We start from the raw sequence: 19,135 nt of genomic DNA on the forward strand, positions 1-19,135 counted from the left end.
GTCGCCAACGTGCTAACTCCAGCCCGGGCGGACGAGGCCGGATTCGTAGGCGAGGACGACGAGTTGGGTGCGGTCGCGGGCGCCGAGTTTGGTGAGGATGCGGCTGACGTGGGTGCGGGCGGTGGCCGGGCTCAGGTAGAGGCGGGCGCCGATCTCGGCGTTGGTGAGGCCCTCGGCGACCAGCGCCATCACCTCGCGTTCGCGGTCGGTGAGTTCGGCGAGGGCGGCGGGCGGGGGTTGTTTGGCGTGGGCGGCGAACTCGGTGATGAGGCGGCGCGTGACGCCGGGGGAGAGCAGCGCGTCACCGGCGGCCACCACCCGGACCGCGCGCACCAGATCGGCCGGTTCGGTGTGTTTGACCAGGAAGCCCGTGGCACCGGCGCGCATCGCCTCGAAGACGTACTCGTCGAGTTCGAAGGTGGTGAGGACGACGACGCGCACGTCGGTGAGCGCGGGGTCGGCGGCGATGGTCCTGGTGGCGGCGAGCCCGTCGAGCACCGGCATGCGGATGTCCATCAGCACCACGTCCGGGCGCAACTCGCGGGTCAGCCGAACGGCCTGCTCGCCGTCGTCGGCCTCGCCCACCACCTCGATGCCCTGCTGCGCCGCGAGCAGCGCGACGAAGCCGCCGCGCACCAGGGCCTGATCGTCGGCGACCAGTACTCGGATGCTCATCGTCCCTCCCGTTCCGGGTGCGCGGATTCGCCGGTGGCAGCGGCTGTCTCGCGGGGCGCGACGGGTAGCAGGGCCGCGACGCGGAAGCCGCCGTCGGGCCGCGGGCCCGCCGTCACCGTCCCACCGAGCGCATGCGCCCGCTCCCGCATTCCCGCGATGCCACTGCCGCCACCGGACCGGGCCGCCGTCCGCAGCGGCCGGGTGTTGTCGACGGTGATCTCCACCGACGCCGGGCCGTAGCGGACGCACACCTGCGCCGCGGCGCCCGGCGCGTGCCGGACCACGTTGGTGAGCGCCTCGCGCACGATCCGCGCCGCCGCCACATCGATGACGCTGGGCAACGGCCGCGGCTCGCCCCGCACCGTGACCCGCACGGCGAGCCCGGCGTCGCGGGCGGGCCGCACCAGCGCGTCGGGATCGCCGATGCCCGGCGCGGGTTCGGGCGGGCCGAGCGGTGCACCCGCGCGGATGGTCTCGAGCAGGGTGTGCACCTCGGCGAGGGAGTCCTTGCTGGCGGTCTTGATCGCCGCCAGCGCGGAGCGGGCCTGCTCGGGCTCGGCGTCGAACAGCGCCAACGCCACCGAGGACTGCACATTGATGAGCGACAGGCTGTGCGCGAGCACATCGTGCAGTTCGCGGGCGATGCTCAGCCGCTCCTCGCTGGCCCGCCGCCTGCGCTGCGCTTCGGCGTCCCGGCGGGCGGCTTCGGCGCGTTGCGCCCGCGCCTCGACGGCGGCGCGCCGCTGCCGTACTCCCTCGGCGATGCTGCCGAGCACCGCCAGCCACGCCCCGATCCCCACCAGCTGCCAGCCGTTCACCGCCTCGCCGAGCAGGAAGGGCAGCGGCCACACGAACGCGAGATAGCCGATCGGCAGCAGTGGATAGGTCCACCAGCGGGAGCCGCGGGTCGCGGCGGTCAGGAAGGCGACCACCAGCGCGAGGAACACCGGCCCGTAGCCGTAGCCGCCGAGCAGGTAGCCGGCGCAGGCGGCCAGCGTCACCGCGAGCACCGGCAACGGCGCGCGTCGCCGGAACACCAGCGCGATCGGACCGGCCACGAGCAGCAGGTAGCCGAGCAGGTCGAGAGCGCGCACGCCGGTCTGGTTCAGGTTCGCCGGGCGGCTCAGGCCGACCTGGGCGACGGCGACGACCAGCGCGAGCCCCCAGTCCCTGCCGTTGCGTGTGATCGCCGCCGTGCTCATCCTTCGCAGCCTAGGCGCGCGCCGGGCCCGTCGGCGTCCGTCGCGGCGCGTAGTTCGAGGGTCGCCGGTGGACGGATGTGCCGTGACCGCGCGCGGCCGAGGCTGAACAGCATGACGAATTCCATCGTGGTCACCTCGGGGCTGACCAAACGCTACGGCGAACACACCGCCGTCGACGACGTGGGCATGCGCGTGGCCGCCGGGGAGGTCTACGGATTCCTCGGCCCGAACGGGGCGGGCAAGACCACCACGTTGCGCATGCTGGCCGGGTTGATCCGGCCGAGCGCGGGTACCGCGACCGTGCTCGGCGGGGTGCCCGGCGATCCGGCAGTGCTGCGCCGGATCGGCGTGCTCATCGAAGGTCCGGGTTTCTATCCCTACCTGTCCGGCCGGGAGAACCTGCGGGTGCTCGCGCGCTATCGCGGCCTGGGCCGGGCCGAGGTCGACGAGGCGCTGGACCGCGTCGGCCTCACCGCCCGCGGAGGCGATCGCTTCCGCACCTATTCGCTCGGGATGAAGCAGCGGCTCGGCGTCGGTGCAGCCCTGCTCGGTCGCCCGGACCTGCTGATCCTGGACGAGCCGACCAACGGGCTCGACCCGGCCGGGATGGCCGAGATGCGCGCGCTGATCGCCGGGCTCGCCGGCGAGGGGCACACCGTGCTGCTGTCGAGCCATCTGCTCAGCGAGGTCCAGGAGATCTGCGACCGGGTCGGCGTCATCGCGAACGGGCGCCTGGTCACCGAGTCGACGGTGGCCGAACTGCGCGGCGGCGCAGCACTGTTCGTGCGTGCCGAGCCGTGGGAGACGGCACTGTCGGCGGTGCGCGGGATCGCCGGGACGGTGCGGCGGGCGGGCGAGGGCATCCGCATCGACGCACCGGCCGACGCGGCGCCCGACGTGGCGCGTGCCGTGGTCGCGGCGGGGGCGGATCTGCTGGAGCTGCGTGTCGACGAGAAGTCGTTGGAGGAAGTGTTCTTCGAGATCACCGGAACGGAAGGGGCGCTGCGATGAACGAGCTGACGACCGCGGTACGGGCGGAGTTGGCCAGGCTGGGCCGCTGGCCGGTGTTCTGGATCGTGCTCGGCACCTGGGTGGTGCTGAATCTGGTGTTCGCCTACCTGTTCAACTATCTGGCCTACCGGTCCGGCGAACAGAGCGCGATGGCCGACGCGCAGCCGAAAGAGGTGCTGCTCCAACAGATGTTGCCCGCCGCGGTGCCCGAGGTCTTCACCCAGGGCATGGCGATGTTCGGCGGTGCGCTGATGCTCATCCTCGGCGCGCTGGCGGTGGGCAGCGGCTACGGCTGGGGCACCTGGAAAACCGTGTTCACCCAGGGGCCCTCGCGCGTGACGGTGGCTGGTTCGGCGCTGGTCGCGCTCGCACTGGTGACGGTGGCGCTGGTCGTGGCGGTGTTCGTGATCGACACCGGCACCGCGGCCCTGATCGCCGCGACGGAATCCCAGTCGCTCGCGCTACCCGACGCCGGCCGCATCCTCTCCGGAATCGCCTACGGCACCGCCATTCTGGGCATGTGGACGCTGGCGGGCGCCTTTCTGGGCGCGGTCGCGCGTGGCCCGGCACTGGCCACCGGCCTCGGCCTGGTGTGGGTGCTGGTGGTGGAGAACCTGCTGCGCGGCACCGCGGGCATTCTCGGTCCGCTGCGGGCGCTCACCGACCGGTTGCCCGGCACCGCCGCCGGTTCGCTGGCGGGCACCCTGCGCACCGTCGACGGGCCCGCCACGCCCGGCGTGCTCGACATCCTCTCCCGCGGCGAATCCCTTGTGTTGCTGGCGGTCTACGCGCTGTTGTTCGCGGGCGCGACGGTGTGGCTGATGCGCAGGCGGGACCTGGCCTGACCCGGGCCGTGCTCGTCCGGTGGCGGCCGGGCGAGCACCCGGCGATCGGGTGCGAATGTCGATCGGGTGCGAATGTCGTTGCCGGGTCAGGACTCCGGTGCGCGCGCCTCGGCGGGGAGCGGCGAGTTGTCCGTCTCCAACGGGTGCCCGTTCCCGCCGGGCGCCTCGGGCTCCGGCGACGATGCGACGCGCTCGACCGGCCGGTCCGCGCCGGAGGGGTCGGGTGCGCCGCCGCCGTTCCCGGCGGCGGTCGGCGGCGTCGGCGCGACCCGCACCGGCAGCCTGGCGGCGACCCGGTAGCCGCCGCTCGGCCGCGGACCCGCCGTCAGCGCGCCACCGAGTGCGTGCGCCCGTTCCCGCATGCCGATGATGCCGTTCCCCGCTCCCGGTGACCGGGTCTGCGGTCCGGCGGGCCTGCCGTTGTCGACGGTGATGTCGACCGATTCGGCGGTGTAGCGGACGGTCACGGTGGCGGTGGCGCCGACGGCGTGCCGGATGACGTTGGTCAGCGATTCCTGCACGATCCCCGCGGCGGCGGTATCGATGGCCTCGGGCAGCTCGACCGGATCCCCGACGACCTTGATCTGCACCGTGAGCCCGGTCGCGCGGGCGCGCTGGACGAGCGCGTCCAGGTCGGCGAGACCGGGCTCGGGGGCGCGTGGGCCGGGCGCCGGTTCGGCGGGGGTCCGGCGCGGGTCGCGGCGGGGCTCGCGGTCGTGCCGGGTGCGGTCCACCGGCAGGCCGAGTCTGCCGCTCACGCCGCCGCGCTTGCCCGGCCGCCGCGGCCGATCCGGATCGGCGGTCTTGTCGTCGGCGAGTGGCCCGGCGAACGGGCCGCGCCGGATGGTCGGCAACAGCGCGTGCACCTCGTCGAGCGAATCCTTGCTGGCCTTCTTGATCGCCGCCAGCGCGGAGCGGGCCTGCATCGGCTTGCGTTCGAACAGCTCCAGCGCCACCGAGGACTGCACGTTGATGAGCGAAAGGCTGTGTGCCAGCACGTCGTGCAGTTCACGGGCGGCGGTGAGCCGCTCCTCGCAGGCGAACCGCTCGCGCTGCGCGGCCTCGGCCCGCCGGGCCGCGTCGAAGCGCTCCTCCCGCAACCGCGCCATCGCCCGCCGCACCCGCACCGCCTCGGCCGCGGCCACCAGCACCACCAGCCACCCCGCCGCGGCGCACACCACCGCCACGCCGGGCCCGCGCCCGAGCAGGGCGGGCACCGGCCAGACGAATATCACGAAGCTCGCGGGCACGAAAGGATAAGTCCACCAGCGTGATCCGCTCACCGCGGCGGTGAGGAAGGCGACCGCGGGCGCGAGGAACACCGGACCGTAGCCGTAGTCCAGGGCCAGGTAGATCCCGCACGCGGCCAGCGCCAGCACCAACACCGGCAGCGGTTCCACCTGCCGGAAAACCAGGGCGATCGGGCCGGCCAGCAGCAACACGCAGCCGAGCACATCCAGCGAACGGACCCCGGTCTGCCCCACATTCGCCGCACGCCCACCCGCGACCTGGATCATCGCGACGATCAAGGCGATGGCGCAGTCGCGCACGATCGAGTCCCGATTCGCTATGCCTGGCGGTGTCACCCCTGCAGCCTATTCGGCCGTGCCGCTGCGGCTCCGGTCATGCGACGATTTTCCCGGGTAAGGTCCGGGCATGGTCGACCAGTCCACTCGCCTTCCCGATCTGTCCGCACGCCCGCACGAGCTGTCCGTGGAGCGGGTGATGACGGCACCCGCGTCGCTGCTCTACGCGGCGCTCACCCGCGGCTTCGACATCTGGCTCGCGGCGCCGGACTCGGTGCGGATGCGGCCAGAGGTCGGCGAGCCGTTCTATTTCGAGACCGAGTTCGAGGGCAAGCGCAACCCGCACTACGGCCGGTTCCTGCGGCTGACCCCCGACCGCGAGGTGGAGTTCACCTGGGTCACCGCCGCCACCGAGGGCGCCGAGACGGTGGTGCGGGTGGAGCTGGTGAAGCAGCCGCGCGGCATCCGGTTGCGGCTCGCGCACGCAGGCTTCGCCAGTGCGGCCGTGCGCGACCTGCACCAGCAGGTGTGGCCGCGGATGCTCGAGCAGCTCGACGAGCGGATCTCCGGCGAACCGAATCGCGCCTGACGGGACCGGGGAACGGGCGCGCGGAACGCGGCGCGCGGGTAGGTTCGATCGTGCAGGAGTAGTACGGCTCACATCGTGAAAGGACAATGATGCCAACACGTACCGCGCGCACCGCATGGACAGGTGGTCTGCAGGACGGTTCCGGTCAGGTGGAGCTGGCCAGCTCCGGCGTCGGCAAGTACGACGTGTCGTTCCCGAAGCGTTCCGCCGACTCCGCCGACGGCACCACCAGCCCGGAGGAGCTGATCGCCGCCGCGCACTCCTCCTGCTACGCGATGGCGTTGTCGGCGCAGATCGCCAATGCGGGCGGCACCCCGGAGAGCCTGGACGTGACCGCCGACGTCACGCTCGGCCCCGACCCGGCGGGCGGCTTTCGCATCACCGGCATCCAGCTGACCGTGCGTGGCCGCGTGCAGGGTCTGGACGCCGACGGGTTCCAGGCGGCGGCCGAGGCCGCCAAGGCGGGCTGCCCGGTGTCGAAGGCGCTGGCCGGTGTCGACTCCATCAGCCTGGACGCCGCCCTCGCCTGAGCTCCGGCCGCGCCGAGAAAGCGCCCTGCCGACGAGAAGAACGGTGCCGACGAGAAAGGGCGGTGCGGTCCCGGGACCGCACCGCCCTTTCCCGTGTCGTGCGCTCAGGCGGCGACGAGTTCCCGCGACCGGGCCGCGCGTTCGGTGAGCGCGGCGAAGCCGAGTCCGAGCGCGGTCCACAGCGTGGCCGACACCGCCAGCGAGGAGACCCGGAACTGCCAGAGCAGGCTGGGCGGGAATCCCGCGGGCACCTCGTCCACGCCGGGCAACGCCACATACCCGACCGCGGTGACCGCGACGAACGCGAGCACGCCCGCGATCAGCCGAAGCGTCGCCGGGTGTCCGGCGAGCAGCCGGTGAACGAACCCGCCCGCACCCACCGCGGCGATGCCGAGCAGCACCACCGCGAACCACAACAGAGTGCGGTGATCGATGGTGTCCGGATCGCCCACCGCGGGCGGATTGGCCGGGTACTTGAAGAACGGCACCGCCACCACGGCCGCCCAGCCGCCCGCCGCCAGCACCAGTGCGAGCGCGGGCCCGGACAGTGCGGTCCAGCGGCGGGCGTGATGAGCCGCCGCGGCGAACATCGCGCCCAACGCCAGCCCGGTGAGCCCGAGCGCGAGGAACTGGCCGAATTTCTGCCCGGTACGGCTGACCAACGCCTCGTCGTCAGCGTGCGAATGGGCGGACGCGCCCTCGTGCGAGTGCGCCGCCTCCGCCGGGGCCTCTTCCGGCGTCGCGGCCAGGGCCTCTTCCAAGGCGATGGCCGCCTCGACCTTCGGCTCGCCCACGAAATGTCCCACGGTGGCCGCCAGCAGACCGGCGATCAGACCGGCCAGCAGGCCACGCAACAGCAGGGTCTTCAGCGATCCGGTCAGTGGCACGGCACACCCAGCAGGTGACGTCCGTCGTGCATCAGCTCGTGCAGGAACATCCCGCCGCGCGAGACGGCGCCCTGATCGAAGCCGACCAGGTAGAGCGTGAGCAGTGCGAGCAGAACGACACCGACCGTGACGAGCACGGTGGCGACCGAATCGGTCGACCTGGTGGCGGGGGAATGCGCGATGGCCATGGGTGTCCTCCTCGGGATTCAGCGTCCCGTCGGCGGTGGTGCGAGGGTGCCGGTGTCTGGCTCTACAGTGGCGCGACCGCTCCGGAATTCCACCGGGATTACCGCGTCACCCTCGCTCGGTCACCTCGCACAATGGCACCGCGACGCATGCGGCGTCAATACGGTGCGGCCGAGGTGATCAGCTCATTCCCCGGCGCCGGCCTTGGCGGGCACGTCGAGCACGACCTCGAACTCGAGCAGCGAGGCGCCGGTGGCGACCGGCTTCTGCTCGCCGCTGCCGGCGTGCGCGGCCCGCGCCGGGCCGTCGCGCCAGGCCGCGAACGACTCCTCGGAGTCCCACTGGGTCACCACGAAGTAGCGGTTGTCACCCGCGACCGGCCGCAGCAACTGGAAGCCGAGGAAGCCGGGGGAGTTCTCCACGGCGTGCGCGCGGTGGGCGAACCGCTTCTCCAGCTCCGGTCCGGCGCCCTCGGGGACCTCGATCGCGTTGATCTTCACAACTGCCATGTCCCGACAATACGTCGGTCGCCGGTGCACAATCGAGGCGATGTTGTACGACGAAGGCGGCGCAGGCGCCCCGATCCTGTTGCTGCACGGACTGATGGGCAGCGCGCGCACCTGGGCCGGACACCTGGACTGGTTGCGCGGCCACGGCCACGTCTACACCTTCGACGCCGCAGGCCACGGCCGCCCCGCGCCACCGGAACTCACCACCGAGGCGTTCGTCGCCGACCTGGCCGAGGCCACCGCCGGGATCGGCGAGCCCATGGCGGTGATCGGGCATTCGATGGGCGGGCTGCACGGCTGGGTGTTCGCCGCGCACCACCCCGAGCGGGTGCGGGCGCTGGTGGTCGAGGACATCGCCCCGGATTTCACCGGCCGCACCGCCGCCGACTGGGCCGCGATGATCGAGTCCTGGCCGCAGCCGTTCCCCGATGCCGACGCGGTGCTGTCGTACTTCGGCCCGGTGGCCGGGCGCTACTTCCTCAACTCCTTCGAACACGGCCCGCAGGGGTACCGGCTGCACGGCTCGGTGGCCACCTTCCGCGACATCTCCGAGGAGTGGGGCGGGCGCTCGTTCTGGGCCGAGTGGCGGGCCGTGCGGGTGCCCGCGCTGCTCATCGAGGGCGAGCACACCATCACCCCGCCCGGTCAGATGCGCGAGATGGCGGCGGTCAATCCGCACGCGGAGTACGTGCGGGTCGCCGGCGCCGGGCATCTGGTGCACGACGAACAGCCGCGGCGGTACCGCGCGGAGGTGGCGAGGTTCCTCGACCGGGTGCTCGGCGCGCCCTAGCTCCGGTTCAACGTTCGCCTTCGCCCGCCAGGGCGAACAGGCCGTCGGCGGTCTGCTCGATCAGGCCGTCCACCAGCAGCGAGTCCAGCGCACGGTCGCGCTGGCCGGGGTCGCGGGTCCAGGCCAGGTCCAGGCGCACCCGCTCCACCGGGCCGCTGGCCGCGCGCAACACGTCCAGCAGCCGGCCGCGCGCCTGCCGATCGGTGCCCTCGTACTTCTGCGTGCGCCGCACCACCTCCGAGGCGGGGCGCCCCGCGCTCACCCATGCGCAGCGCGGTAGCGGGCAGCGGCCGCAATCCGGATTGCGGGCGGTGCACACGGTGGCGCCGAGCTCCATCAGCGCCGCCGAGAAGCGGGCGGCCGGTTCGACCTGCGCGGGCAGCAGCGCCTCGGTCTCGGCGAGATCCCGCGCGGACGGATTGCCCGCCTCGGCGCGGCCGTGCACCGCACGGGCCACCACCCGCCGGACGTTGGTGTCCACCACCGGCACCCGCATGCCGTAGGCGAAGCAGGCCACCGCGCGGGCGGTGTAGGCGCCGATGCCGGGCAGTCCGAGCAGGACGTCCACGTCGGCGGGCACCTCGTCGCCGTGCTCGGCGGCGAGCACCCCGGCGCATTCGTGCAGCCGCAGCGCCCGGCGCGGATAGCCCAGCTTGCCCCAGGCGCGCAACACCTCGGCCTGGGAGGAGGCCGCCATCGCCGAGGGCACCGGCCAGCGCCGCACCCACTCCAGCCAGATCGGCTGCACCCGGGCGACCGGCGTCTGCTGGAGCATGATCTCGCTCATCAGGATCTGCCACGCGGTCACGCCGGGGCGCCGCCACGGCAGGTCGCGGGCCGCTGCGGCGTACCAGTCCAGCAGCGCGTCGTGGTCGATTCCGCCGCCGTCGGCCACCTGCGCGCCCACCTGTCGATCCGCCCCGCTCCGCACTGTCCTCACCGTCTCCGCCGCCACCACGCCAGGTCCTCTTCGCCCGCCCGTAACGGGACCGACTCGCTGGTAATGATGCTCGTGTGCACAATGGTTGATATGCCTCGCTCCAACCCGATCAGCGCCTGGAAGTCCCTCCGCGAGGGAAATGAGCGATTCGTCAGTGGCAACCTGCTGCATCCTAGCCAGGGCGCCGCGGACCGAGCCAAGCTCGTCGCCGGGCAACATCCTTCCGCGATCCTGTTCGGCTGCGGTGACTCCCGCGTGGCCGCCGAACTGATCTTCGACCAGGGCCTCGGCGACATGTTCGTGGTCCGCACCGCGGGCCACGTCATCGACAGCTCGGTCCTCGGCTCCATCGAGTACGGCGTGGCGGTGCTCGACGTGCCGTTGATCGTGGTGCTCGGCCACGACAGCTGCGGCGCCGTCAAGGCCACCATCGACGCCCTCGATGGCGGCGAGGTGCCCGGCGGGTTCATCCGCAGCGTCGTCGAGCGGGTCGCCCCGTCCATCCTGGTCGGCCGCCGCGAAGGGCTGTCCAGCGTGGACGAGATGGAAGCGCGACACGTGGTGGAGACGAGCAAGCTGCTCATGCAGCGTTCGATGATCATCTCCGAGAAGGTCGAGTCCGGCCAGCTCGCCATCGCGTGCGTGACCTACAAGTTGGCCGAGGGCAAGGTGCAGCTGCAGCGTGTCGTCGGCAACATCGGTGAAGTCGTCTGAACCAGACACAGCCGACATAACTCCAGCGTGCGGTGGGCGTCGACCTCGGCGCGCGGCCCCCTGCGGGGCCGACACGCCGAGGTCCTGAACCAACGCACCCCGCGGTGGCCGTAAGTTTGAATCGTGCTGGAACCGACTGGACCGCTGCCACCGGAGATCTACTGGCGTCGTCGTGTTTTCGCCGTCGGGATCCTCGTCGTGGTGCTCGCGCTGGTGATTTGGCTCGTGCTGATGGTGGCGCGCGGCGGTGACTCGCCGGGTGACGCGGCGGCCGCCACGACCACCTCGACCTCCTCGGCCGATCGGGCCACCGAGACCACCAAGCCGTCCGGCAGCGCCGATCCGAGCGCGCCCAAGTCCTCCGGGGCGAGCACGACCGCCGAGGCGCCGGTGGCCAACCAGTGCCCGGACCAGTCGCTGGCGGTGAAGGTGACCGTCGCGCAGCCGACCTACCGGGTGGGGGAACAGCCGGTCTTCGGCATCGTGATCACCAACATCTCCGCCGAGCCGTGCGCGCGGGACGTCGGCTCCGCCGCCCAGCAGGTCTTCGTCCAGACCCTCGACGGCACCCGCAGGCTCTGGGCCAGCACCGACTGCTACCCCGACGGCCAGCCCGACGTGCGCACCCTCGATCGCGGCGAACAGGCGGCCTTCCAGGTCACCTGGTCCGGCTCCACCTCGCAGCCCAACTGCGCGGGCGAGCGCGTCCCGGTCCCGCCGGGGGCCTATTCCGTTGTGGCGCAACTGGGCTCGGTGCGCAGCGCCGCCGAGCCGTTCAACATCGCCTGACGGGTATCGCCTGATCGGCGCGGAATCAGTCACCGCCGGACTTGCGTCCGCGTAATCCGCTGATGCGCAACGCCGAACGCACGTCCCCGACCTCGTGGACGCGAATGGTCGCGCCCTTCAACCGCTCCGAGCCGGGCGGCACCAGCGCGGTGGTGAAACCGAGCCGCTCGGCCTCGGCCAGCCGCCGCGCCACACCGGTCACCTTGCGCACCTCGCCCGCCAGGCCGACCTCGCCGAGGATCACCCAGCCGGCGGGCAGCGCGGTATCGCATTCCGCGCTGGCGATGGCCAGTGCGATGGCCAGGTCGGCGGCGGGTTCGGCCAGCCGCATGCCGCCGACGGTGGCGGCGTACACGTCGTGCTTGCCGAGGAACACCCGGCCGCGGCTCTGCAGCACCGCGAGCACCATCGCGACCCGGTTGTAGTCCAGGCCGCTGACCGCGCGGCGCGGTGCCGGGATCTCGGTCTTCACCGTCAGCCCCTGCACCTCGCCGACCAGCGGCCGCTTGCCGTCCATGGCCACGGTGACCGCGGTGCCCGGCACCGGGTCGGTGCGGTGGTGCAGGAACAGCCCGGACGGGTCGTCCACGCAGGCGATGCCGTCCTCGTGCAGTTCGAAGCAGCCCACCTCGTCGGCGCTGCCGAAGCGGTTCTTGATGCCGCGCACCATGCGCAGCGTGGAGTTCTTGTCGCCCTCGAACTGGAGCACCACGTCCACCAGGTGCTCGAGGGTGCGGGGCCCGGCCACGTTGCCGTCCTTGGTGACGTGACCGACCAGCAGCACCGCGATACCGCTGGCCTTGGCCAGCGAGGTGAGTGCCGCGGTCACCGCCCGGACCTGGGTGACACCGCCGATGACGCCCTCCGCCTCGGGCGCGAGCATGGTCTGCACCGAGTCCACCACCAGCAGCGTCGGCCGCACCTGCTCGACGTGGCCGAGCACGATCGACAGGTCCGACTCCGCGGCGAGGAAGACCTGCTCGTGCACGGCGCCGGTGCGGTCGGCGCGCAGCCGGACCTGCCCGGCCGACTCCTCGGCGGTGACGTAGAGCGCCTTCTCCCCGGGCCGGCGCGCCCACTGGTGGGCGACCTCGAGCAGCAGGGTGGACTTGCCCACCCCGGGTTCACCGGAGAGCAGCACCACCGATCCGGCCACCACCCCGCCGCCGAGCACCCGGTCCAGTTCCGACACTCCGGTGGGCCGGGCCTTGGTGACCTGCGAATCGATCGCGGAGATCGGTGCGGCCGCGGTGCTCGGCAGCATCGCGCGCCGACCGGGCGCACCCGGCGCCGTGGCCGAGACCGCCACCTCGTCCACCGTGCCCCAGGCGCCGCAGTCCGGGCACTTGCCCACCCATTTGGCCACTTCGTGCGAGCAGGCCGAGCACCGGAAGATCGCCTTGGTCTTTGCCACACCGGCACGATACGCAGCCGGGCCGACAGGACGAGAAAGGCTGCCGCACCGGGTGCGACAGCCTTTCGGTCTGGATCGGGGTGGCGGTGGGGCGCCTCAGTGGCCGCCGCCGTGGCCCTCCGGCGCCGGGCCGGACAGCGGCGACTCGTGCCGCTCGGCCTCGGTGCCCGCGTCGACGGGCACCTGGACCTGCACGGTGCCGTTCTCCTTGAAGTTGAACGAGACGGTGTAGGCGAGGCCGGGGGTGATGTCCTTGGTGAGCCCGGTGATCTCGATGAGGGCGTGCTCGGCCTCGTCCTGGTCCGCGGCGGGCTGTGCCGTGGTGGTCGGGGCGGGGGAGGTGGTCGCGGAACCGTGGCCGTCGCCGTGCTCGCCCGCGGCGGACGCGCCGGTCTGCGCGGGGGCCGCGACGACGATCTGCTGCGGGCCGATCTCGAAGCGCGACTTGCCGGCGGGCGGGGTGATCTCGACCTGGCCGAGGTCGGTGGTGATGCTGGTCAGCTCGTCGGCGGTGGTCTCGCTGTTGTTCACCACCGACAGCGCGAGCAGCGCCTTGCCGCCCTGGGTGTTGGTGTAGCCCTCGCCGGGGAACACGATGTGCACGTTGCGCAGCGAGATCTCCTCGACGTCGGCAAAGTTGCCGTTGATCGCCGAAGCCTGATTCGCGGTCTGCGAGATCTGACCCGCGCTGCAGCCGGACAGCGCGAGCGCGGCGCCGGCGGCGAATGCGGCCACCGTCACCATCAGACGTGAGTTCAGGGCAGTCACGGCTTGTCCTCCATGTCGACCGGGCACACTCCGCTACGGAGAGTAGTAACTAGGCAGCGTAGTAGTCGACTCGCGCGCGCTGGTTACGGGGTCGTCGACACGGGCGCGTCGGCATCCGTTGCATAACGGTTGACGGGTCGCGCGGGGGTTTGCCACGTGACCGCCACGACACCCGTTCCGGGCAGCCGCAGGTGATGCCCGTCGATAACTCGTTCTGGCACAACGTGATGCACACCCCGGCTGTTCTGTCAACCCCGGCGGTGCCCTCGTTGTGGCCCTGACCTGCACAGTTGATCGCGCCGTTATCGAGTCGCATGTTAAACTGTGAACATCGAAAGGGGCACGGGACACATGATTTTTAAGGTCGGAGACACCGTCGTTTACCCCCACCACGGAGCGGCGCTGATCGAAGCAATCGAGACTCGCACCATCAAGGGTGAGCAAAAGGAATACCTGGTCCTCAAGGTCGCCCAGGGCGACCTGACCGTACGCGTACCCGCGGAGAACGCCGAATACGTCGGCGTGCGCGATGTCGTGGGCCAGGAGGGTCTCGATCGAGTCTTCCAGGTGCTACGTGCGCCGCACACCGAGGAGCCGACCAACTGGTCCCGCCGCTACAAGGCCAACCTGGAGAAGCTCGCCTCCGGCGATGTGAACAAGGTGGCCGAGGTCGTGCGCGACCTGTGGCGCCGGGAGCAGGACCGCGGCCTGTCCGCCGGTGAGAAGCGGATGCTGGCCAAGGCCCGGCAGATCCTGGTCGGTGAGCTGGCGCTCGCCGAGGGCACCGACGACGGCAAGGCCGAGACGCTGCTCGACGAGGTCCTCGCAGCGGCTTCCTGACCGTGAACGACGCCGACAACGGCGGTTCCGTCGTTGCGTTGGTTCCTGCCGCCGGTCGTGGCGTGCGCCTGGGTGAGCAATCTCCCAAAGCGTTCGTCCCGGTCGGCGGCACACCCATGGTTCGACTCGCTGTCGACGGCCTGCTGGCCGCCGGGGTGGTCGACCGCATCATCGTGATGGTGCCCGCCGAATGGGTCGAGAGCGCAGTCGCCCTGCTGCCGCCCTCGGAGGTCGTGCGGGTCGTGGTCGGCGGTGCCGAGCGGACCGATTCGGTCCGCGCCGGACTCGCCGCCGCCCCGGATGCCGGGTATTTCCTGGTGCACGACGCCGCTCGGGCGCTCACCCCGCCCGCGCTGATCGGGCGAATCGTCGGCGAACTCCGCGCGGGTCGTCGCGCGGTGGTGCCCGCCCTCCCGGTGGTCGACACCGTGAAGTCCGTCGACGCCGCGGGCGTCGTCACCGGCACGCCCGACCGCGCCGCGCTGCGCGCCGTCCAGACTCCACAGGGCTTCACCGCCGATCTGCTGCGCGCGGCGTACGCGGCCGACGTACCGGCCACCGACGACGCGGGCCTGGTCGAGCGGCTCGGCGAGCCGGTGCACACCGTCGCCGGTGATCCGCTCGCCTTCAAGATCACCACGCCGCTGGATCTGCGGCTGGCCGAAACGCTGCTCGACCGCCGCGCCGCGCTGTGACCGAACTCGCGCCGCCCCCGCTCGGCGCCCCGTCGACGGTGTGAGAACGTCGTCGGCATGCGAGTGGGAATCGGCAGCGACGTGCACCCCATCGAGCCGGGCCGTCCGTGCTGGATGGCCGGGCTGCTCTTCGAGGGCGAGGACGGCTGTTCCGGGCATTCCGACGGTGACGTGGCGGCGCACGCGCTGTGCGACGCGCTGCTCTCGGCGGCCGGACTGGGCGACGTGGGCGCGGTGTTCGGCACCGGCCGTCCGGAATGGGCCAACGTCTCCGGCGCGGCCATGCTCACCGAGGTCAGGCGGTTGCTCGGCGAAGCGGGCTTCGAGGTCGTCAACGCCGCCGTGCAGGTGATCGGCAACCGGCCGAAGATCGGACCGCGCCGCGCCGAAGCCCAGCGGGTGCTCGGTGACCTGCTCGACGCGCCCGTCTCGGTGTCCGGCACGACCACCGACGGACTCGGCCTCACCGGCCGCGGCGAGGGCATCGCCGCGGTCGCCACCGCGCTGCTGCGGCCGCGCGTATAGCACCGCGGCCGCGTTCCGTCGAGCCGCGACACGAACGCCCTGCTACGACCGACTAGGATCGCCCCCGTGACACTGCGCCTCTTTGACACCGAAAGCCGAACCATGCGCGAATTCGCGCCGCTGGTTCCCGGCCGCGCTTCGGTGTACCTCTGTGGCGCCACCGTGCAGGGCGAGCCGCACATCGGTCACGTGCGCTCCGGAGTGGCCTTCGACGTGCTGCGCCGCTGGCTGCAGGCGCACGACTACGACGTCTGGTTCATCCGCAACGTCACCGACATCGACGACAAGATCCTGAACAAGGCCGCCGAGGCGGGCCGTCCGTGGTGGGAGTGGGCGGCCACCTACGAGCGTGCCTTCGATCGCGCCTACCGGCTGCTGGGTGTGCAGCCGCCCTCGGCCGAGCCGCGGGCCACCGGGCACATCACCCAGATGGTCGAGCTGATGCGGCGGCTGATCGAGCGCGGGCACGCCTACGCCTCGGCCGGCAACGTCTACTTCGACGTGCAGAGCTACCCCGAGTACGGCGCCCTGTCCGGCCACAAGCTCGACGACGTACACCAGGGCGAGAGCGCCGGCGAGGGCAAGCGCGACCCGCGGGACTTCACGCTGTGGAAGGCCGCCAAGCCCGGTGAGCCGAGCTGGCCGTCCCCGTGGGGCCCCGGTCGCCCCGGCTGGCATCTGGAGTGCTCGGCGATGGCCGAGTTCTACCTCGGCGCCGAGTTCGACATCCATTGCGGCGGCATGGATCTGGTGTTCCCGCACCACGAGAACGAGATCGCCCAGTCCAAGGCGGCCGGTGACGGCTTCGCCCGCTACTGGCTGCACAACGGCTGGGTGACGATGGGCGGGGAGAAGATGTCCAAGTCGCTGGGCAACGTGCTCTCGGTGCCGAACATGCTCACCAAGGTGCGCGCGGTGGAGCTGCGCTTCTACCTCGGCAGCGCGCACTACCGCTCGATGCTGGAATACTCCGACAAGGCGCTCGACGACGCGGTGGCGGGGTACCAGCGCATCGAGGCGTTCCTGCACCGCACCGCGGAGCGGGTGGGGGAGATCCCGGTGGGCAAATGGACCGACGCGTTCGCCGAGGCGATGGACGACGATCTCGCGGTGCCGCGCGCGCTGGCCGAGGTGTTCCGCCTGGTGACCGAGGGCAACAAGGCGCTGGAGGCGGGTGCCGTCGACACCGCGCGCGAGCTGGGCGGTCAGGTCCGCGCCATGCTCGGCATTCTCGGCGTGTGCCCGTTCGACCCGCAGTGGGACGACAAGCAGGACGATTCGGTCGCCCAGACGGCGCTCGACGTGCTGGTCCGCGCCGAGCTGGACCGACGCCAGCAGGCGCGCGCCGACAAGGACTGGGCCACCGCCGACGCGGTGCGCGACCGGCTGCACGCCGCGGGCATCGACGTCACCGACACCCCGAACGGCCCCGAGTGGTCGCTGCGCACCGCGCGCGGAAAGGCGAACTGATGGCAGGGAATTCGCAACGACGCGGCGCCGTGCGCAAGAGCGGCACCAAGAAGGGGCAGGTCGTCGGCTCCGGCGGCAAGCGCAGGCGCGGACTGGAGGGCCGCGGCGCCACGCCGCCCGCGGAGATGCGCACCAAGCATCCGGCGGCCAAGCGGGCCGCCGCCAAGGCGAAGGCCGCGGCGAAGGCCGGCCCGCGTGGTGCGGCGGGGCGTCCGGCCGGCCGCAAGAACGACGACGGCCCGGAGTTGGTGCTCGGCCGCAATCCCGTGGTGGAGTGCCTGCGCGCGGGGGTGCCCGCGACCGCGCTGTACGTGGCCGTCGGCACCGAGAACGACGAGCGGCTCACCGAGAGCGTGAAACTGGCCGCCGACACCGGCATCTCGATCCTCGAGGTGCCGCGCACCGACCTGGACCGGATGAGCTCCAACGGCCTGCACCAGGGCCTGGCGTTGCAGGTGCCGCCATACCGCTACGCCCACCCCGACGATCTGGCCGAGCGGGCGCGCTCCTCGGCCGAGCCCGCGCTGCTCGTCGCGCTGGACAACATCTCCGATCCGCGCAATCTCGGCGCGGTGATCCGCTCGGTGGCCGCGTTCGGCGGTCACGGCGTGCTGATTCCGCAGCGCCGCAGCGCCAGCGTCACCGCGGTGGCCTGGCGCACCAGCGCGGGCGCGGCGGCCAGGCTGCCGGTCGCGCGCGCGACGAATCTGACGCGCACGCTCAAGGATTGGGCCAACCAGGGGATGCAGATCGTCGGCCTGGACGCGGGCGGCGACACCTCGCTCGACGAGTTCGACGGTACCGATCCGACCGTGATCGTGGTCGGTTCGGAGGGCAAGGGCCTGTCGCGGCTGGTGCGCGAGACCTGCGACTCGGTGTTGAGCATTCCGATGGCCGGGCCGGTCGAATCGCTGAACGCCTCGGTCGCGGCGGGTGTGGTGCTCTCCGAGATCGCCCGCCAGCGTCGCCGCTGACCGAACGCCACTGCGCCGCAAGCGCTTACGATCGCCGTCCGCGGCCATGCGCGAAACGCCCGGGTGACCCGGTGCGGCGGTAAAAGACGCGCGGATGCGCTCGGGCCCCGTAGAATTCGGCTGGTGGTGATACCCAATCAGCCCATCGGCACGCCGATCGAGCATCCACACGCCACGGCGGTGTTGTTTCTCGGTGCGGCGAGCATCCTCTGCTGCGGTGTCCTCGGCCCGGTGGCGTGGGCGCTGGGCAAGCGGGCACTCGACCAGATCGAGGCGTCCGGCGGCGCGATCGGCGGCCGTGTGCAGGTGATGGTCGGCTACATCCTCGGCGTCATCGGCACCGTGCTGATGATCATCATGGCGGTGCTGTTCCTGTTGGTGGTGCTCGGCGGCAACGCCTGAGCGGGTGCCTCCGGTGCGCTGCCGGGTGCCGAGGCGGTCAGTCGAGGCTGGGGCGGTCCGGCTCCGAATTCTCGTCCCAGGTGGGCCATTCGGTGCTGATGCTGCCGGTCCAGTTCGGCTGGCGGCGGTCGCGGAAGGCCGCCATCGCCTCGCCGCCGTCGACGCTCTTGGCCACGTGGGCGTTCAGTTCCGACTCGAGCCTGCCCACCATGCCCGGCGTCATGCCGAGGCTCTCCCAGAGCAGGCGCTTGGACAGCGCGACCGGTAGCGGCGCGGAGCCGTTGGCCAGATCGTGTGCCACCGACAGCGCCGTCGGCAGCACTTCGCCGCCGGCCAGGCAGGCGTTCGCCAGGCCCATCGCCTTGGCCTCCTCGCCGTCGAAGGTGCGGCCGGTGAGCATGATGTCGGCGGCGTTGGCCATGCCGGCCAGGCGCGGCAGCGTCCAGTGCGCGTAGCCGTCGGCGAGCACGCCGCGGCGCACCTGGTTGAGTCCGTACACCGCGTCGCGGGCCAGGTACCGCAGGTCGCACTGCAGGGCCAGCGCCAGCCCGAGGCCGACCGCGTGCCCGTTGACCGCCGCGATCACCGGCTTGCGCACCCGCCAGGGCGCGGGCTCGATGGTCGCGCTGACCTCGCCGACGCGGTGGGACAGATCGGCACCGGCGCAGAACGCCGGCGGCGTGCCGGTGATGACCACGGCCCGGATCGCGTCCTCGGCGTCGCAGCGGGCCAGGGCCGCGCCCAGCTCGGCCGCCATCGTGGGGGTGAAGGCGTTCTGCTGGGCGGGGCGATTGAGGGTGAGGACGGCGATGCCCGCGGAGACATCGACGAGCAGTTCCGAACTCATGGGGGGA

23 protein-coding genes are annotated in these 19,135 nt (G+C 72.0%); 13 read left to right on the forward strand and 10 right to left on the reverse strand.

What is annotated here, in order from left to right:
* Positions 1 to 12: 12 nt before the first annotated feature.
* Positions 13 to 675: a response regulator transcription factor gene (locus CRM89_RS24115; protein WP_098086383.1), complete on the reverse strand. Its 663-nt coding sequence runs from the start codon at positions 673 to 675 to the stop codon at positions 13 to 15.
* Positions 672 to 1,877 (reverse strand): sensor histidine kinase, encoded by a 1,206-nt coding sequence (locus CRM89_RS24120; RefSeq protein WP_098086385.1) that lies wholly within the window; start codon positions 1,875 to 1,877, stop codon positions 672 to 674. Before CRM89_RS24120 ends, CRM89_RS24115 begins: the two co-directional genes overlap by 4 nt.
* A gap of 111 nt (positions 1,878 to 1,988) precedes the next feature.
* Here CRM89_RS24120 and CRM89_RS24125 point away from each other — a divergent pair, with 111 nt between their 5' ends.
* Both CRM89_RS24125 and CRM89_RS24130 read left to right on the forward strand, forming a co-directional pair.
* Positions 1,989 to 2,888: an ABC transporter ATP-binding protein gene (locus CRM89_RS24125; RefSeq protein ID WP_060595038.1), complete on the forward strand. Its 900-nt coding sequence runs from the start codon at positions 1,989 to 1,991 to the stop codon at positions 2,886 to 2,888.
* Positions 2,885 to 3,733 carry an ABC transporter permease subunit gene (locus CRM89_RS24130; RefSeq protein WP_098086388.1) on the forward strand — a complete coding sequence of 283 codons (849 nt, stop codon included), beginning with the start codon at positions 2,885 to 2,887 and terminating at the stop codon, positions 3,731 to 3,733. The genes CRM89_RS24125 and CRM89_RS24130 overlap by 4 nt, the downstream gene beginning before the upstream one ends.
* 86 nt (positions 3,734 to 3,819) lie before the next feature.
* On the opposite strand, the gene CRM89_RS24135 is transcribed toward CRM89_RS24130, so the two are convergent.
* Positions 3,820 to 5,319: a sensor histidine kinase gene (locus tag CRM89_RS24135; RefSeq protein WP_011206951.1), complete on the reverse strand. Its 1,500-nt coding sequence runs from the start codon at positions 5,317 to 5,319 to the stop codon at positions 3,820 to 3,822.
* Positions 5,320 to 5,389: 70 nt separating this feature from the next.
* Between CRM89_RS24135 and CRM89_RS24140 the strand changes: the two genes are divergently transcribed.
* Positions 5,390 to 5,848, forward strand: a complete 459-nt coding sequence (locus CRM89_RS24140; RefSeq protein WP_011206952.1) for an SRPBCC domain-containing protein — start codon at positions 5,390 to 5,392, stop codon at positions 5,846 to 5,848.
* 89 nt (positions 5,849 to 5,937) lie between these two features.
* The gene (locus CRM89_RS24145; protein WP_011206953.1) at positions 5,938 to 6,378 is read left to right on the forward strand and encodes an OsmC family peroxiredoxin; all 441 of its coding nucleotides are present in this window, start codon (positions 5,938 to 5,940) and stop codon (positions 6,376 to 6,378) included.
* A 104-nt stretch (positions 6,379 to 6,482) separates the two neighbouring features.
* On the opposite strand, the gene CRM89_RS24150 is transcribed toward CRM89_RS24145, so the two are convergent.
* From CRM89_RS24150 to mhuD, 3 genes are all read right to left on the reverse strand, one after another.
* Entirely contained in the window at positions 6,483 to 7,265 is a 783-nt protein-coding gene (locus tag CRM89_RS24150; protein WP_098086390.1) for a CbtA family protein, read from the reverse strand.
* Positions 7,256 to 7,453, reverse strand: coding sequence for a CbtB-domain containing protein (locus CRM89_RS24155; protein WP_060593732.1), 198 nt, complete (start codon positions 7,451 to 7,453; stop codon positions 7,256 to 7,258). The genes CRM89_RS24150 and CRM89_RS24155 overlap by 10 nt, the downstream gene beginning before the upstream one ends.
* A 183-nt stretch (positions 7,454 to 7,636) precedes the next feature.
* Positions 7,637 to 7,960, reverse strand: coding sequence for a mycobilin-forming heme oxygenase MhuD (gene mhuD / locus CRM89_RS24160; protein WP_011206956.1), 324 nt, complete (start codon positions 7,958 to 7,960; stop codon positions 7,637 to 7,639).
* Positions 7,961 to 8,000: 40 nt separating this feature from the next.
* Here mhuD and CRM89_RS24165 point away from each other — a divergent pair, with 40 nt between their 5' ends.
* Positions 8,001 to 8,750: an alpha/beta fold hydrolase gene (locus CRM89_RS24165; RefSeq protein ID WP_011206957.1), complete on the forward strand. Its 750-nt coding sequence runs from the start codon at positions 8,001 to 8,003 to the stop codon at positions 8,748 to 8,750.
* Between the two features lie 7 nt (positions 8,751 to 8,757).
* Here the strand turns inward: CRM89_RS24165 and CRM89_RS24170 are convergent, their stop codons facing one another.
* The gene (locus tag CRM89_RS24170) at positions 8,758 to 9,657 is read right to left on the reverse strand and encodes an A/G-specific adenine glycosylase (protein ID WP_280180479.1); all 900 of its coding nucleotides are present in this window, start codon (positions 9,655 to 9,657) and stop codon (positions 8,758 to 8,760) included.
* 123 nt (positions 9,658 to 9,780) lie between these two features.
* Between CRM89_RS24170 and CRM89_RS24175 the strand changes: the two genes are divergently transcribed.
* The gene (locus CRM89_RS24175; RefSeq protein ID WP_011206959.1) at positions 9,781 to 10,404 is read left to right on the forward strand and encodes a carbonic anhydrase; all 624 of its coding nucleotides are present in this window, start codon (positions 9,781 to 9,783) and stop codon (positions 10,402 to 10,404) included.
* Between the two features lie 123 nt (positions 10,405 to 10,527).
* A complete protein-coding gene (locus CRM89_RS24180; protein WP_098086393.1) occupies positions 10,528 to 11,193 on the forward strand; it encodes a hypothetical protein in 666 nt (221 codons plus the stop codon).
* 25 nt (positions 11,194 to 11,218) lie between these two features.
* Here CRM89_RS24180 and radA read toward each other — a convergent pair whose 3' ends face one another.
* Both radA and CRM89_RS24190 read right to left on the reverse strand, forming a co-directional pair.
* On the reverse strand, positions 11,219 to 12,607 hold the full coding sequence (gene radA / locus CRM89_RS24185; RefSeq protein WP_060593727.1) for a DNA repair protein RadA: 1,389 nt from the start codon (positions 12,605 to 12,607) through the stop codon (positions 11,219 to 11,221).
* 96 nt (positions 12,608 to 12,703) lie between these two features.
* The gene (locus CRM89_RS24190) at positions 12,704 to 13,375 is read right to left on the reverse strand and encodes a hypothetical protein (RefSeq protein ID WP_076573951.1); all 672 of its coding nucleotides are present in this window, start codon (positions 13,373 to 13,375) and stop codon (positions 12,704 to 12,706) included.
* A gap of 351 nt (positions 13,376 to 13,726) precedes the next feature.
* Here CRM89_RS24190 and carD point away from each other — a divergent pair, with 351 nt between their 5' ends.
* From carD to CRM89_RS24220, 6 genes are all read left to right on the forward strand, one after another.
* Positions 13,727 to 14,215, forward strand: a complete 489-nt coding sequence (carD, locus tag CRM89_RS24195) for an RNA polymerase-binding transcription factor CarD (protein WP_011206964.1) — start codon at positions 13,727 to 13,729, stop codon at positions 14,213 to 14,215.
* 2 nt (positions 14,216 to 14,217) lie between these two features.
* Positions 14,218 to 14,910, forward strand: a complete 693-nt coding sequence (gene ispD / locus CRM89_RS24200) for a 2-C-methyl-D-erythritol 4-phosphate cytidylyltransferase (RefSeq protein WP_098086395.1) — start codon at positions 14,218 to 14,220, stop codon at positions 14,908 to 14,910.
* Between the two features lie 57 nt (positions 14,911 to 14,967).
* Positions 14,968 to 15,435, forward strand: coding sequence for a 2-C-methyl-D-erythritol 2,4-cyclodiphosphate synthase (gene ispF, locus CRM89_RS24205; protein ID WP_060593724.1), 468 nt, complete (start codon positions 14,968 to 14,970; stop codon positions 15,433 to 15,435).
* Positions 15,436 to 15,501: 66 nt separating this feature from the next.
* Positions 15,502 to 16,905: a cysteine--tRNA ligase gene (gene cysS / locus CRM89_RS24210; RefSeq protein WP_060593723.1), complete on the forward strand. Its 1,404-nt coding sequence runs from the start codon at positions 15,502 to 15,504 to the stop codon at positions 16,903 to 16,905.
* Positions 16,905 to 17,879, forward strand: a complete 975-nt coding sequence (rlmB, locus tag CRM89_RS24215; RefSeq protein ID WP_011206968.1) for a 23S rRNA (guanosine(2251)-2'-O)-methyltransferase RlmB — start codon at positions 16,905 to 16,907, stop codon at positions 17,877 to 17,879. Before cysS ends, rlmB begins: the two co-directional genes overlap by 1 nt.
* 123 nt (positions 17,880 to 18,002) lie before the next feature.
* Positions 18,003 to 18,281: a DUF4190 domain-containing protein gene (locus CRM89_RS24220; protein WP_098086397.1), complete on the forward strand. Its 279-nt coding sequence runs from the start codon at positions 18,003 to 18,005 to the stop codon at positions 18,279 to 18,281.
* A gap of 37 nt (positions 18,282 to 18,318) precedes the next feature.
* On the opposite strand, the gene CRM89_RS24225 is transcribed toward CRM89_RS24220, so the two are convergent.
* Positions 18,319 to 19,128, reverse strand: a complete 810-nt coding sequence (locus CRM89_RS24225) for an enoyl-CoA hydratase/isomerase family protein (protein WP_011206970.1) — start codon at positions 19,126 to 19,128, stop codon at positions 18,319 to 18,321.
* Between the last annotated feature and the right edge of the window lie 7 nt (positions 19,129 to 19,135).

The organism is Nocardia sp. FDAARGOS_372, assembly GCF_002554515.1.
Classification (GTDB): Bacteria; Actinomycetota; Actinomycetes; order Mycobacteriales; family Mycobacteriaceae; genus Nocardia; species Nocardia farcinica.

Bases quoted from the DNA above. Each gene is read 5' to 3' on its own strand.
- CRM89_RS24145 (WP_011206953.1), top strand. From the start codon at position 5,938: ATGCCAACACGTACCGCGCGCACCGCATGGACAGGTGGTCTGCAGGAC.
- ispF (WP_060593724.1), top strand. From the start codon at position 14,968: ATGCGAGTGGGAATCGGCAGCGACGTGCACCCCATCGAGCCGGGCCGT.
- rlmB (WP_011206968.1), top strand. From the start codon at position 16,905: ATGGCAGGGAATTCGCAACGACGCGGCGCCGTGCGCAAGAGCGGCACC.
- carD (WP_011206964.1), top strand. From the start codon at position 13,727: ATGATTTTTAAGGTCGGAGACACCGTCGTTTACCCCCACCACGGAGCG.
- CRM89_RS24130 (WP_098086388.1), top strand. From the start codon at position 2,885: ATGAACGAGCTGACGACCGCGGTACGGGCGGAGTTGGCCAGGCTGGGC.
- CRM89_RS24225 (WP_011206970.1), bottom strand. From the start codon at position 19,128: ATGAGTTCGGAACTGCTCGTCGATGTCTCCGCGGGCATCGCCGTCCTC.
- CRM89_RS24120 (WP_098086385.1), bottom strand. From the start codon at position 1,877: ATGAGCACGGCGGCGATCACACGCAACGGCAGGGACTGGGGGCTCGCG.
- CRM89_RS24175 (WP_011206959.1), top strand. From the start codon at position 9,781: ATGCCTCGCTCCAACCCGATCAGCGCCTGGAAGTCCCTCCGCGAGGGA.
- CRM89_RS24155 (WP_060593732.1), bottom strand. From the start codon at position 7,453: ATGGCCATCGCGCATTCCCCCGCCACCAGGTCGACCGATTCGGTCGCC.
- mhuD (WP_011206956.1), bottom strand. From the start codon at position 7,960: ATGGCAGTTGTGAAGATCAACGCGATCGAGGTCCCCGAGGGCGCCGGA.
- CRM89_RS24140 (WP_011206952.1), top strand. From the start codon at position 5,390: ATGGTCGACCAGTCCACTCGCCTTCCCGATCTGTCCGCACGCCCGCAC.
- CRM89_RS24115 (WP_098086383.1), bottom strand. From the start codon at position 675: ATGAGCATCCGAGTACTGGTCGCCGACGATCAGGCCCTGGTGCGCGGC.
- CRM89_RS24165 (WP_011206957.1), top strand. From the start codon at position 8,001: ATGTTGTACGACGAAGGCGGCGCAGGCGCCCCGATCCTGTTGCTGCAC.
- CRM89_RS24125 (WP_060595038.1), top strand. From the start codon at position 1,989: ATGACGAATTCCATCGTGGTCACCTCGGGGCTGACCAAACGCTACGGC.